The following is a 12,747-nucleotide window of genomic DNA, read 5'->3' on the forward strand; positions in this document are numbered from 1 at the left end:
AACAGCCCGGTGCGCCACCGGGTGGGCTGGGCCGGACCGTGACCGGAAAGGAAGCGTTGTGAAAGCCAACTGCTGGATGGGCCGCAATACCGTGGAGGTCATGACGGTTCCCGACCCGGAGATCCTGAACGCGCAGGATGCCATCGTCAAGATCACGTCGACCGCCATCTGCGGATCCGACCTCCATCTGTACGACGGCTACATCCCGACCATGAAGAAGGGCGATGTCCTCGGCCACGAGTTCATGGGCGAGGTCGTAGACACCGGCCCAGAGGTGAAGAGTCTGAAAACCGGCGACCGGGTGGTGGTTCCCTTCCCGATCGCCTGCGGGCACTGCAACGCCTGCGAGCACAAGCTGTACTCGCTCTGCGAGAACTCCAACCCCAACGCGGGTCTGGCAGAGAAGTTCATGGGGTACTCCCCGGCGGCCCTCTTCGGCTACTCCCACATGCTCGGCGGATATCCGGGCGGTCAGGCCGAGTACGCGCGCGTGCCGTTCGCCGACGTCGGGCCCATCAAGATCGAGGACGATCTGCCGGACGATCAGGTGCTGTTCCTCTCCGACATCTTCCCCACCGGATACATGGGTGCGGAGATGTGCGACATCAAGCCGGGTGACACGGTCGCCGTGTGGGGCGCGGGGCCGGTGGGTCAGTTCGCAGTCGCCAGTGCCTATCTGCTGGGAGCCGACCGTGTGATCGTGATCGACCGCTTCCCCTACCGCCTGAAGAGGGCGCGGGACAAGGCGGGGGCCGAGACCATCAACTACGAGGAGATGGACGTCCTCGACACGCTCAAGGAGATGACCGCAGGGCGAGGCCCGGACGCGTGCATAGACGCTGTCGGCATGGAAGCGCACCACTCCACGGGCCCGATCCACGCGTACGACCGCGCCAAGCAGGCCAGCCGGATGGAAACCGACCGGCCGCACGCCCTGCGCGAGGCGATCCTGGCCTGCCGAAACGGCGGCACGGTGTCTGTGATCGGCGTGTACGGCGGGCTGCTGGACAAGTTCCCGATGGGGTCGCTGATGAACCGGTCGCTGACCCTCAAGGCCGGCCAGTGCCACGTCCAGCGTTACCTCCAGCCCCTCCTGGAACGGATCAGGAGCAAGGAGATCGACCCCAGCTTCGTCATCTCGCACCACTTGCCGCTCGAGGAGGCTCCGCACGGCTACGAAATCTTCAAGAACAAGCAGGACGAGTGCAACAAGGTCGTGCTGACAGCCGCCTGACGCGATGGCCCGCCGGGTCGGGTGCCTTCCCCTTCCCCCTGCACTCCCCCGCCTGAAGGATGTTCCGCTGAGGGCCCTGCGGCGAGCCGATACGATCCGCCGCCGCCGTTGGCGGTGAGAAGAGGAGAGCGCGCTGTGGAGCTGCGCCTGGACTAGAACGGGCGTGCGTACGGGTGGTCCTGCCACGCCTTCCCCGTCCGCGGACACTGGGGAACCAGGGCGATGCCGGGCGCGGGGTCGGGGGCAGGCAGGCAAGGTCCGACCAGGGCCGCTTTCTTCGCCGGCGGCCCCGGCGGGAGCAGCGCGTCGAGAGCGCGGCCGAACGTGTCCGCGACGAGGCCGTCGGGGACGGTCACGGGTGCGCCCGCCGAGGCCACCAACACGTGGGCCAGCGCCGCCCCGACCGCCGCCTCCCACCGTGGGCTCCACGCCCCGGACGGCTCGACCGGCGGCGTGCCCTCCCGCTCCTCCGCCGGCGTCTCCCAGTCGACCGTCCGGCGAGCGGAGCCATCGGCGGGGAGTCGGCGTACGGCGTGCGGGGCGAGCCACACCGCCTGCCAGTACGAGCAGTCGTCGATGCGGGTCGCCACGGGCCGACCGCATCGCGCGCATGCCAGGTTCGGACCGTCCCTCCCGTCCACCCCATAGCAGGAGCCGCCGCACCGCTCGGGAATCAGGACAGTGCCGCGGGTGTCACCCGGCGCGACAACGATCGCTCCCGGCGCCCCGAAGGAGAGGGCGTAAACCGGCGCGAAGACGCCGCGGGCTTCCGCTTCGTCCACCTCGATCTCGCTCCACGGCCGCCATGGCGGCCCGGAAGGCTCCGGGTCGACGGCGTACGCCCCCGGTTCCATCAGCGCGGGGAGCAGTTCGTGTCCGTACGTATGGTGGGCATGGACGGGAAGGGCAATCTGCGACACAGGGGCGGTCAGCACGGCCCCGCATCCCGCACACGCGAACACGGCCCGCATTTTCCCCCTCCCCTGGACACGCGAATTGTCCCGGCTCGGCGGGCAACGGCCAACAGCATTTGTCCACCGCCGCGATCACCTTTCCCTGGCCCGGCACGCCGTCCACTTCCGCATGACCGCCCGCAACCGCCTCCCTTGCCCTCGCCTGCCTGTTCGGCCGAGGTGAACACAACGGCAGGACAGCCCGTATGGAAGGTGGGCTCGGGTTCCCGCGGCCCCCGGCGCTGGTGACGCCGTGGAGGAACGGCTGTTGAGGGGCGATGGATGAGGCACGCACGGCGCAGCCTGCAGCGGATCGCGCGGCTGGCTGCCGTCGGCGGACTGCTCTGTGGCGGGCTGATGACGACGAACGCAGTGGCGAGCGGACTGTCCGCCCGGGGAGAGGACCCGGGCGGCACCGTTCGGTCCGCCGACCTGGGCACCACTCTGGTCTCACGGCTCGGCGCATCCCGTACCGCAGGCACCTGGATCGGCAAGGACGGGCGCCCGGTGGTCGCAGTGACCGACTCCGATGCTGCGGCCGAGGTGGGACGGGCGGGGGCACGCGCCAAAGTCGTCCGCCACAGCATGCACCAACTCCGCTCGGCCACCGATGCGCTACGAGCAGCCCCTCGGGTGCCCGGCACTTCATGGGCGGTGGACTACGCTTCCAACACGGTCGTGGTGCACGCCGACAGCACCGTTTCCGCCGTCGAATGGTCACGCATATCCGACCTCGCGGAGCAGATCGGCGGCTTCGTGGACATGCAACGGACCACGGGCTCCTTCACCACCAAGGTCAACGGCGCCGACGCCATCTTTGGGCGCAACGGACGTTGCTCCGCGGGCTTCAACGTGACCGACGGGCGAAGCAACTTCATACTGACAGCCGGCCATTGCGGTCCCCCTGGTACGACCTGGTTCCAGGACCCGCAAGGCACCGAACGAGTCGGCACCACAACGGCCGGCAGTTTCCCCGGCGGCGACTTCTCCCTCGTCCAGTACCAGAACGGTGACGCCTCCGATGCGAGGGGCCTTGTGGGTATCGGGGGTGGCCAGGCGGTACGGATCACCGCGGCGGCCGATCCTGTCGTCGGCCAGGAGGTCTTCCGCAGTGGCAGCACCACGGGGGTGCGCTCAGGCCGGGTAACGGCGTTGAACGCGACGGTGAACTACCCCGAGGGCACGGTGACAGGCCTGATCGAGGCGACGGTCTGCGCCGAGCCCGGGGACAGCGGGGGCCCGCTGTTCGCAGACGGTCTGGCTCTCGGTGTGACCTCCGGCGGCAACGGCGACTGCGCAACCGGTGGTATCACGTACTACCAGCCGGCAACCACGGCGCTGGCAGCCCTCGGAGTGAGTGTGACCGGCGGCCCCAGGGCCGCCGCGGCTGATGAAGGCGGAGACCCCGGGGCAGCCCCGCCACCGGCCGACGCCGGGGGCCTCGTGCCGGGGACAACTGAGGTTCCGACGACGCCGGCCGGAATCGTCAATATCCGAACCCTCACACCCGGCCTTGTTGTCATCGGTGTGAGTCTTCTCGGGCTGACAGTCACCCGCTCGATCCGTTCGGCTCAGGACCGCAGAAGCTTTCGCAGCCACTATTCCCAGAGCTGGAACTGACACCAAAGGGCGGACAATAGATCGGAGCAGAACGGCGAGCGGGCGAGTGACCGGATCTCGTCACTGATCCGTCGAGCAATTCGCCCGGCTCACCAATGCAGTGCCGAGTTCCGGTCCCGGCGGCGCCAAACCCGCCCGCGACCGCCCGTTCTCCCCGTTTCCGGGCCGGACCGCTCTGATCGCGCAGTCGTAGGATTTACGCAGAGGTGCCGGGACGAGGCGCGCAGCTATGAGGGCAGTGACAAAACATACGGTCAGGGAAGGGCGCTTCTGGCATCGCCGGGCCGAGCTGGTCTACGACGACGCCGGTGACGGCCCTCTCGCCGTGTACGCGCACGGCGGGTTCGTCAGTCAGGCCGTCGAGGACCGGATGGGGCTGTGGGACTGGGGGCCGGTCCTGGACGCGGGGAAGCGTCTGGTCCGCTATGACGCCCGGGCGCACGGCCGGTCCACCGGCCAAGCCGTGGACACCGACTACACCTATCCTTCGCTCGCCGACGATTTGCTGGGCCTGCTCGATCACCTGGGCGCCACCGAGCCGGTCGACGCCATGGGCGCGTCGATGGGATGCGCGACGGTACTGCACGCCGCCGTCCGGGCGCCTGAGCGGTTCTCCCGGCTGGTACTGCTCATCCCACCCACTGCGTGGACGACGCGGGAGGCGCATGCGCGGCACAACCTGGCATCCGCTGACACCATTGAACGAGAGGGAGTGACCGCCTGGCTCGCCGCCAAGAGCAGACAGCCTCGCCCGGCAGTCGTAGCCGACGTTCCCGAGTACCCGCCGACGCCCGCCGATCACGTACTGCCGTCCGTCCTGCGCGGCCTGGCACTGTCCGACCTGCCCTCCCCCACGGCAATCGCCGCACTCCGCCGGCCCGGCCTGGTTCTGGCCTGGGCAGATGACCCGGGCCACCCCATGTCGACCGCGCAGACGCTGGCTCAGTCGCTGCCGCACGCCGACCTGTATGTCTCCCGGAGCCGCGCCGACATCGGCACCTGGGGGGAACGCATCGCGAAGTACCTGGCCCAACCGGCGAACCAGTCCCGACCACGGTCACAGCCCCCGCCCCGGCCATGAACGGCAGGAAGCAGCGCCTCCGCGCGAGGTTGCGATGGCCCGGCGCTGCGTGCCACGCCGGCCGAATGCGCAGACATGTGGCACGCCCCCTCCACAGGCTGGCGCGGCGCACGTGAAAGCCCGCCGCGGCGGAGGGGCCAAATCAGATCCGTGGCCCGAGCCCCCTGCCGCGACGGGCTCTGCCCGTACGGGTCGCGGTTCTCTCAGGCTGTGTGGAGAGTCAGGCCGTACCGGCCGAGGATCTCGTTGATCGGCTGGTGCCAGGTTTGACCTCCGCCGCTGCAGTTGCCCCAGCCGCCGGAGGTCACGCCCTGGGCCTGGTCACCACTGATGAACGAGCCACCCGAATCACCCGGCTCGGCGCACACGCTGGTTTTCGTCATCTGATGGACCGCACCCTGGCTGTAGTTGACCGTCTCGTTCTTGGCCAGGACGGTGCCGCAGTGCCAGTGCGTCGTGGAGCCGGAGCGGCATATCGACGCCCCGACGGGGGCCTCGGCAGAGCCCCGGACCAGCTGGTCCGGAACGGTGCCCCAGCCGAGGACTACGGGGACGGTCCACCAGCCGTTGCCGACGCTGACCCAGGCATAGTCGTCACCGGGGAACGACGATCCTCTGAACGACCCGATCGCCGAGCCGTCCCAGCCGCGGACCGCCGCGCCAGGCTGACCGCAGTGCCCGGCCGTGACAAAGCCGCCATGCACGGAGAAGCCGATGGAGCAGCGGACGTTGCCGGTGTAGTACGGATCGCCGCCCACGGTCCCGGCGGCGAAGGTCATCGGCGCCTCGGAGGTCTCCTCGACCTGCACCGGACCTACCTGGCGGGCGCGATCGAGGAATGAGGTGACATCGTTGTCGTCGCGCTGGGAAGCGACGACGTTCACTGTGACCCGGTTGGCTTTCGGGTCGACATGCCAGCTACTGACCCCGTCCGGCGCCGGGAGCGCGTCGATTTTCCTCATCACCGAGTCGAGCTGCTGAGCGCTGTGCGTCACGATCCGGACCGAGGCACCCGTGGCGGCCACGGCGTCGGCCCTCCGCTCGTCGGTAACGGCCACGGCCAGCTTTCCACTGTCCGCGTCGAACCAAGAGCCGCCGAAGGACGAACCCGCGGCGCGCTGTGCCTTTTCCGCCACGGAGGTCGCCGTCCTTTCCGCCGCCAGTCGCGCCTGCGCCTGACTTTTTGTCAGGCCAAGGTCCTTCTGCATGGCGGCGAGGAGGCCGGCGGAAGCCTGCGGCCCGGGAGTGGGGGCGGGGGCGGGAACTGCGGCGGAGGCCGGGGAGAGCCCGACAGCCGCCCAGGTACCCAGGAGGAGGAGTGCGGACAAGCCCGTGCGCATACCTGTCGAGCGTCTCAAGGCGTTGGCCCTTCCGTTGTTCCAGCTTCGTGGGGGATGGAACAGCAAGCACGCGAGAGCGCTCTCAGGAAGCGCCCGCGCCGGAGCGTAGCCGAGGACTGTGAGCAGGTCCATACCAACGAGCGGCCACTGTACGGGAGTTGGCTGATTGCGGTGGGCCGCCCTGTCCTTGTTGGTCAACGCCTGCTCGCCGCAGTGCGTGGCGGCACTTCCTCGGGCAGCCGAAGGCAATTTCCTTCGGCGCCCTTCGTCCCGCCCGCGAGCGCGTCTCGTATGTTGCCGCCTTCTTCGACCGGCATCTGCGGCGCATGCCGCAGCCGCTGCCGGCGGGCCCGACGAGCGACTATCCGGAGGTCAAGTTCCACCCACTAGTGAGACGTCTTCGAGAGCGCTTCGTACGGAGGTCGGACAGCGCGCACCGCCCGGAGCCGGCCCACCCTCATATGATCAAGCGGACCGTAACCGACCACGGAGGCTGAACAACCATGGCCGTCCGGCAAGTTGTCATCGTCACCGGTGGGGGCACGGGCATCGGTGCCGCTACTTCCCGGTTGTTGCGCGGCGCCGGCCACCACGTCGTTGTGTCCGGGCGCCGGCCCGAGCCGTTGCAACGGCTCGCGGAGGAGACCGGCGCCCTCGCGCACCCTTCGGACATCGGTGACCCCGACGCTGTCCGCGGCCTCGTGGAGGCTGCGTTGGCCGCTTACGGTCGGCTGGACGCAGTCGTACTCAACGCGGGCACCGGTCGCAGCGGCGCCGTGGGTGACCTGTCCCTGGAGGACTGGGAAGCTGTCATGCACACCAACCTCACCGGCCCTTTCCTCCTGCTGCGCAGCGCGCTCCCCCACCTGCTGAAGGCGCGCGGTTCGGTCGTCGCCGTCGCCTCGGTGTCCGCGCTGCGCAACGGGGTCGGCAACGCGGCGTACGCGACTTCCAAAGCGGCTCTGCTCCAGCTCTGCCGGTCCCTCACCGTCGACTACGGACCGCACGGGCTGCGAGCCAACACCGTGTGCCCCAGCTGGGTGCGCACCGAGATGGCAGACCGGCGGATGGAGCGATTCGCGGAGGAGGCAGGACTGGGAGAAGGAGGTATCGACGCGGCGTACGGGGAAGCGACGCGGCTGCTTCCCGCGCGCCGCGCGGGCCGGCCGCGGGAGGTGGCCGAGGCGATCGCCTGGCTGCTCTCACCCGCCGCGTCTTTCGTGAACGGCGCGGTGCTCACCGTGGACGGCGGCGCGACGGCGCTCGACCCCGGGACCGTCGCATTCGACTTCCGGGTCGAGCCGCGCGGGGCCACCAGGTGACGTCGCACCACTTGAGGCGCCTGCAGCAGAAGCACCAAGGCCCACAGGCCCTCCGGGATGGTGGGGGCAGACTCTGCGGCCACGTAGTGGCCAATGGAGTCGATCAAGGCCGCCACAGCCGGCCGGGAGCCGCGGCTTCATCCCGGTGCGAGCGTTTCCGCTCAGCCGTTCAGGAACTGCATGAGTTCGGGTGCGTAGCGGTCACCCGAGACGACACCGCGGGGGGCGACAGCCTCGATCGCGGCCAAGTCGGCTGCGGTTATCGTCACTTCGGTGGCGGCTACGTTCTCCTCGAGGTAGCGGCGGCGCTTGGTACCGGGGATCGGCACCGCGCCCTGCCGCAGCACCCAGGCCAGTGCCAGCTGGGAAGGGGTGACACCCTTGCCGGCCGCGAGTCGGCGGACCTGTTCCACCACAGCCATGTTGCGGTTGAAGTTCTCGCCCTGAAAGCGGGGGTCGGTGCGGCGGAAGTCGTCGGCGGCGAAGTTGTCCGGGTTGGTGACGGCCCCGGACAGGAAGCCCCGGCCGAGCGGCGAGTAGGCGACGAGGCCGATGCCGAGTTCCTCCAGGGTGGACAGCACGCCGTCGTCCTCGATGCCGCGCTCGAACAGGCTGTATTCGGTCTGGACGGCGGTGAGCGGGTGGACGGCGTGTGCGCGCCGGATCGTGGCGGGGGCGGCCTCGCACAGGCCGAGGTGGCGGACCTTGCCGGCGGTCACCAGTTCCGCCATGGCACCTACGGTTTCCTCGATGGGCACCTGGGGGTCGACGCGGTGCAGGTAGTACAGGTCGATGTGGTCGGTGCCCAAATGGCGCAGGGAGCGGTCGGCGGAGCGCCGTACGTAGTCGGGGCTGCCGTTGTGACCGAGGAAGGCTCCCGCGTCGCTGAACTCGACCCCGGTCTTGGTGGCGACCACCGCGGCGTCGCGCCGTCCCGCGAGTGCCTTGCCGATGAGCTGCTCGTTGCGGAACGGGCCGTAGCCCTCGGCGGTGTCCAGCATGGTCACCCCCAGCTCCAGGGCACGGTCGATGGTGGCGAGGGACTCGGGCTCGTCGCTCGCCCCGTAGTGTGCGCTCATCCCCATACAGCCGAGGCCCTGAGCGGCAACCCTCAGGCCTCGGTCGCCCAGTGTGCGGATCCGCATGGTGTGCCCCTCAGGTAGGAACTAACTGGATAGATACATAGTGAGTCAGGGCTCCGCACTATGTCAATAACCAGATAGTTAATCGGTAGGGTGGGAGGCATGGCACGGGATTCCAGCGCAACCAGGGCACGCCTCCTCGACGCCGCCTTCACCGAATTCGCCGCGTACGGCATCGCCGGCGCCCGGGTGGACCGGATCGCCGAAGCCGCCCAGGCGAACAAGCGGCTCATCTACGTCTACTTCGGCAACAAGGAGCAACTGTTCGACGCCGTGCTGCAACGTGCGCTGGAAATCGGCGCCGAGACCGTGCCCTTCGATCCCCAGGATCTGCCCGGATACGCAGGCGCCGTCTTCGACCATCTGCACGCCCACCCGGCCCTGATGCGGCTGCTCCTCTGGAAGCAGCTGGAACGGCCGGGCACCACCGAAGTGGAGGCGAAGTCGTACCGCGACAAGATCGCCCTCGTCGCCGAGGCGCAGCGGCGCGGCCACCTCGACCCGGCCCACGACCCCGTCGACATCCTCACCCTGGTCCTGGCCCTGACCCAGGCCTGGTTCGCCGCCGTGGGCGGCCCGGGCACCGACGCGGACGGGGCCTCTTGGCCGGCGGACCGGGCAGCCCGGCACCGCGCCGCGGTGGTGAATGCGGTGCGCCGCATCACCACACCGAACCAGCAGTAGGCCGGGGGGCCCGACCCCCATCCGGCCTCACGCATGTGGGGGTCCTCGAAATCGGACGGAGCCCGCACGCGGCCACCGGCCGCTCATACAGCCCGACTGCGGCCCGCCCGGGACAGGACCCACAGCGCGCAGGCGCAGATGAGGGCGAAGCCGATGGCGGCGCCCGTAGTGGCACGGAGCGTACCCACCTGGACCGACGCCACGCCGACCACGACCACCGGCACCGAGAAGCCGGCATAGGCGGCGGTGAAGAGCGCGGAGGTCACGCCCACGCGCTGCTCCGCCGGGGCGATACGGTTCACGGTCGCCTGCCAATGCCGCTCAGCAGCGCGAAGTCCCGGGCCCGCCGCCCGGCCGTCACGACCACGTCGTCCTCCCGGTCTGCCCAAGGTGGGAAGGCGTCCGGCCAGCAGGGCAGGGCGCTGAGGCTCCGGGCCAGCATCTCCGTCCCGGTCAGATGCCGCAAACCGCCGCATGCGTCTCATACATGATGAAGCGCCGATTCAATGACGAGGTCCGTAAAGTCTCGAGCACGCTCAGGCGGTTCGGCGGGCGGATTCGACGGCTGGGGCGCCTGGCGACCTCCGTGGCCGGTCTCGCGCCGGTGGTGACCGCGATCATGCGGTCGGGCGGCCGGGGCTGGTCCTGCCCCGTCCTCGTGCTGCTCGGGGCGGGTCTGGCGCTGCTGTGGGTCTTCGTACGCGTCGAGATACGGCGCAGTGTGTCGCAGTGCGCAGACTGGCCGAGGATCTTCCACCGGTCGGAAGCAGGCTCGAGCTGATGGTCGCTGCATTGCGCCCATGGCACTACGAGCCCTGGATATGGGTGGACCTTACGAGCGCCTGAGCGGAGCTACCCGCTCCCCCGCACCTTTCGAGGCGTCGGGCTCGACCACCTCCCGACATGCACATGATGCCGTCAGGAGACGCCGCAGGTCGTATGCCCATCGGGGGGCGGGGGGCGGGGGGCGGGGGGCGAGTGGCGCGATTCGGAGAGACGCGACGGATGCGGCGATCGGGACGACCAGCCGGCGGGCGCCGACGCTCAAGGACGTTCCCATGGCGGCCGGGTCTGCCTTTACGGCGGGGGCTATTCGATGCGGTGCCTGGGCCGCCGATGGCGCCTGACGACCACGTAACCCACGGTCAGGGCCGCCGAGGTGGCGGCGAGACCGAGTCCCACGGCCGTCTCGGTGTCGCTGGGCCCATGGCTTCCGCCGATGCCGCCCTGGGCACCGCGCGTGGGGAGTGGGAGCGGTGTGTCGATGACGAGCTGCGTGGGTGAGGTGTCTCTGTTGATGTTGATGTCGATGTCTCGGCCTTCGTCCCGGTCCCGGCGATCGTCCCGGTCCCGGTCCTCGTCCCGGTCCCTCCGTTCGTCCCGATCCCTGCCTTCGTCCCGGTCCCGGCCTTGGCCTCCGTCCCCGCCCTCGCCCTGGCCCTGGCCCCGGCCTTGGCCTCCGTCCCCGCCCTGGTCCCGGCCTTGGCCTCCGTCCCCGCCTTCGCCCTGGCCCCGGCCTTGGCCTCCGTCCCCGCCCTCGCCCCGGTCGCGGCCTTCGTCTCCGTTCCCGCCCTCGCCTCCGTCCCCGCCGTCGTCTCCGTCCCTCCTGGGCAGGGCGTCGCAGGCGATGCCGTCGTTCAGGCGGCCCTGGTCGTCGTCGAGCTGGTTCGGATCGCCGGAGTTTCGGTTGAACTCGTCCTGCGCGTCCTCCTGGAAGGTGAAGTCGCGGCAGTCGAGGTTGTCTTGCGCGTACGCCACACCGGACAGCGGCGCGGCCGCGGCTATGGCTATACCTATGGCAATCGCAGTAGCGCGGAAGCTCACGGAAACCTCCTCCTTTTAGTCGTTCGACCATGCGAATCGAACGTAAAGCCAGGGCCACTCCACGGCGATCGGCACTAGGCCGAACGCCGCGCCGCAGCGCTGAGGAGAAGAACGGGCTCACCTCTGATCCATCAGTCCACTCCCTGTGCGCGCCCGCAGTGGCCTGCGCCTCCCTGCCGGTTGGAGCCCTGTGGCTGGGGGGCGGGCCGGCCGCCGGTGCACGACCGCAAGGGTGACGCCGGCACGGTGCGGTGAGTGATCAGCAATCGCCCCATCCCGTCGGCCCGTGGGGCCGTCGGGGAGAGCCGGGCGCCTGCTCGTGGTCCCCCGAGCAGGTCAAGATCACAGGGGAGCCGGATCGTTATGCTCAAGTTTCGCTCAGATGTGATGACGGGGTGCTCGCGGCCTCTCTAGCTTCCTTTCAGCCGACGATGTTGGAGCAAGAGGGCGATGAGCGGAGTACTGGTGACCGAGGGCTAGCAGGGCACGGTCCCGGGTGCGGCCGGCTGATCGCACTGAGCGACGCCACATGCACTTCGGCGTATCGCACGCGCCGCTGGACATTGAGCCGGCCCGCGCCGGGAGGGCGGTCACGATTGCACGTCCGGGTCGGGCATGCCGACGCCGGCCCGCGCACGCACCCTTCGTCCGGCTGGACTTCCCGTCGGAGATCCTGCACCACTGATTACCTTCAACCACGTTCCCTACTGAGGAAGTTCACCATCATGATCTCCAGGACCGGTGCGGCCGCAGCCGTCGTCGTTCTCGCCGTGACCGCCACCGCGTGCACGGGTGGAAGTGAAGACAAGGCCACGATAGCCATCGGCATCAAGTTCGATCAGCCGGGTCTCGCCCTGAAGACGCCGGATGGTAAGTACACGGGTTTCGACGTGGATGTCGCGACGTATGTCGCCAAGGAGCTCGGCTACAAGCCGGACCAGATCAAGTTCACGGAGGTCACCAGCTCCGACCGTGAGGTGATGATCCAATACGGGTACGTGGACTTCGTCGTCGCGAGTTACTCGATCAACGACAAGCGCAAGGCGAAGGTCGACTTCGCGGGCCCGTACTTCCTGGCCCACCAGGACCTGCTGATCCGCACCGGCGACAAGAGCATCACCAAGGCCGAGGACGTCAACGAGAAGACGCTGTGCTCGGTCACCGGCTCCACCTCTGCCCAGAACGTCAAGGACAAGCTGGCGCCGAAGGCCAACCTCATGGAGCTCGACGGCTACTCCGAATGCCTGGACGCCTTGGAGGACACCCGCCTCGACGCCCTGACCACCGACAACTCCATCCTGGCGGGCTACGCGGCGCAGGAGGAGCACCGGGGCAAGTTCCAGCTCGCGGGTCTGAGCCTGAGCGACGAGCACTACGGCATCGGCCTGGAGAAGGGCGACAAGGAGCTCCAGACCGACATCAACACTGCGCTGAAGAAGATGGTCGCGGACGGCTCCTGGAAGAAGTTCGTGCAGGCGAACTTCGGCGCGGCGCACTACCGGAACGAGCCTGCCCCGGAGATCACCGAAGGCAGCTGAGGTTTCCGG

The 12,747-nt window shown here is 69.1% G+C and carries 12 protein-coding genes; 7 read left to right on the forward strand and 5 right to left on the reverse strand.

The genetic code is table 11. The features are described from left to right. The first annotated feature begins 58 nt into the window (after positions 1-58). Complete coding sequence (locus AB0M62_RS25515) at positions 59-1,234, forward strand: zinc-dependent alcohol dehydrogenase (RefSeq protein ID WP_366076611.1); 1,176 nt, start codon at positions 59-61, stop codon at positions 1,232-1,234. 152 nt (positions 1,235-1,386) lie between these two features. Here AB0M62_RS25515 and AB0M62_RS25520 read toward each other — a convergent pair whose 3' ends face one another. Continuing rightward, positions 1,387-2,205 (reverse strand): hypothetical protein, encoded by an 819-nt coding sequence (locus tag AB0M62_RS25520; RefSeq protein WP_366076612.1) that lies wholly within the window; start codon positions 2,203-2,205, stop codon positions 1,387-1,389. A gap of 264 nt (positions 2,206-2,469) precedes the next feature. On the opposite strand from AB0M62_RS25520, the gene AB0M62_RS25525 reads away from it, so the two are divergent. Both AB0M62_RS25525 and AB0M62_RS25530 read left to right on the forward strand, forming a co-directional pair. After that, positions 2,470-3,807: a S1 family peptidase gene (locus AB0M62_RS25525; protein WP_366076613.1), complete on the forward strand. Its 1,338-nt coding sequence runs from the start codon at positions 2,470-2,472 to the stop codon at positions 3,805-3,807. 238 nt (positions 3,808-4,045) lie between these two features. Continuing rightward, a complete protein-coding gene (locus AB0M62_RS25530) occupies positions 4,046-4,888 on the forward strand; it encodes an alpha/beta fold hydrolase (RefSeq protein WP_366076614.1) in 843 nt (280 codons plus the stop codon). A gap of 203 nt (positions 4,889-5,091) precedes the next feature. On the opposite strand, the gene AB0M62_RS25535 is transcribed toward AB0M62_RS25530, so the two are convergent. Beyond that, entirely contained in the window at positions 5,092-6,228 is a 1,137-nt protein-coding gene (locus AB0M62_RS25535) for a S1 family peptidase (RefSeq protein ID WP_366076615.1), read from the reverse strand. Positions 6,229-6,731: 503 nt separating this feature from the next. Here AB0M62_RS25535 and AB0M62_RS25540 point away from each other — a divergent pair. After that, complete coding sequence (locus AB0M62_RS25540; protein WP_366076617.1) at positions 6,732-7,550, forward strand: SDR family oxidoreductase; 819 nt, start codon at positions 6,732-6,734, stop codon at positions 7,548-7,550. Positions 7,551-7,711: 161 nt separating this feature from the next. Here the strand turns inward: AB0M62_RS25540 and AB0M62_RS25545 are convergent, their stop codons facing one another. Beyond that, positions 7,712-8,695, reverse strand: a complete 984-nt coding sequence (locus tag AB0M62_RS25545) for an aldo/keto reductase (protein ID WP_366076618.1) — start codon at positions 8,693-8,695, stop codon at positions 7,712-7,714. Positions 8,696-8,794: 99 nt separating this feature from the next. Between AB0M62_RS25545 and AB0M62_RS25550 the strand changes: the two genes are divergently transcribed. Next, entirely contained in the window at positions 8,795-9,376 is a 582-nt protein-coding gene (locus AB0M62_RS25550) for a TetR family transcriptional regulator (protein WP_366076619.1), read from the forward strand. An 83-nt stretch (positions 9,377-9,459) separates the two neighbouring features. On the opposite strand, the gene AB0M62_RS25555 is transcribed toward AB0M62_RS25550, so the two are convergent. Next, entirely contained in the window at positions 9,460-9,678 is a 219-nt protein-coding gene (locus tag AB0M62_RS25555) for a hypothetical protein (RefSeq protein WP_366076620.1), read from the reverse strand. 284 nt (positions 9,679-9,962) lie between these two features. On the opposite strand from AB0M62_RS25555, the gene AB0M62_RS25560 reads away from it, so the two are divergent. Further along, entirely contained in the window at positions 9,963-10,157 is a 195-nt protein-coding gene (locus AB0M62_RS25560) for a hypothetical protein (RefSeq protein ID WP_366076621.1), read from the forward strand. Positions 10,158-10,465: 308 nt separating this feature from the next. Here AB0M62_RS25560 and AB0M62_RS25565 read toward each other — a convergent pair whose 3' ends face one another. Then, positions 10,466-11,200 carry a hypothetical protein gene (locus AB0M62_RS25565; RefSeq protein WP_366076622.1) on the reverse strand — a complete coding sequence of 245 codons (735 nt, stop codon included), beginning with the start codon at positions 11,198-11,200 and terminating at the stop codon, positions 10,466-10,468. 725 nt (positions 11,201-11,925) lie between these two features. On the opposite strand from AB0M62_RS25565, the gene AB0M62_RS25570 reads away from it, so the two are divergent. Then, positions 11,926-12,738, forward strand: a complete 813-nt coding sequence (locus tag AB0M62_RS25570; protein ID WP_366076623.1) for a glutamate ABC transporter substrate-binding protein — start codon at positions 11,926-11,928, stop codon at positions 12,736-12,738. Positions 12,739-12,747: the final 9 nt, after the last annotated feature.

Origin of the sequence: Streptomyces sp. NPDC051219, assembly GCF_040682335.1 — a bacterium.
Lineage (GTDB): Bacteria > Actinomycetota > Actinomycetes > Streptomycetales > Streptomycetaceae > Streptomyces.

Bases quoted from the DNA above. Each gene is read 5' to 3' on its own strand.
- AB0M62_RS25525 (WP_366076613.1), top strand. From the start codon at position 2,470: ATGAGGCACGCACGGCGCAGCCTGCAGCGGATCGCGCGGCTGGCTGCC.
- AB0M62_RS25540 (WP_366076617.1), top strand. From the start codon at position 6,732: ATGGCCGTCCGGCAAGTTGTCATCGTCACCGGTGGGGGCACGGGCATC.
- AB0M62_RS25570 (WP_366076623.1), top strand. From the start codon at position 11,926: ATGATCTCCAGGACCGGTGCGGCCGCAGCCGTCGTCGTTCTCGCCGTG.
- AB0M62_RS25545 (WP_366076618.1), bottom strand. From the start codon at position 8,695: ATGCGGATCCGCACACTGGGCGACCGAGGCCTGAGGGTTGCCGCTCAG.
- AB0M62_RS25535 (WP_366076615.1), bottom strand. From the start codon at position 6,228: ATGCGCACGGGCTTGTCCGCACTCCTCCTCCTGGGTACCTGGGCGGCT.
- AB0M62_RS25520 (WP_366076612.1), bottom strand. From the start codon at position 2,205: ATGCGGGCCGTGTTCGCGTGTGCGGGATGCGGGGCCGTGCTGACCGCC.
- AB0M62_RS25550 (WP_366076619.1), top strand. From the start codon at position 8,795: ATGGCACGGGATTCCAGCGCAACCAGGGCACGCCTCCTCGACGCCGCC.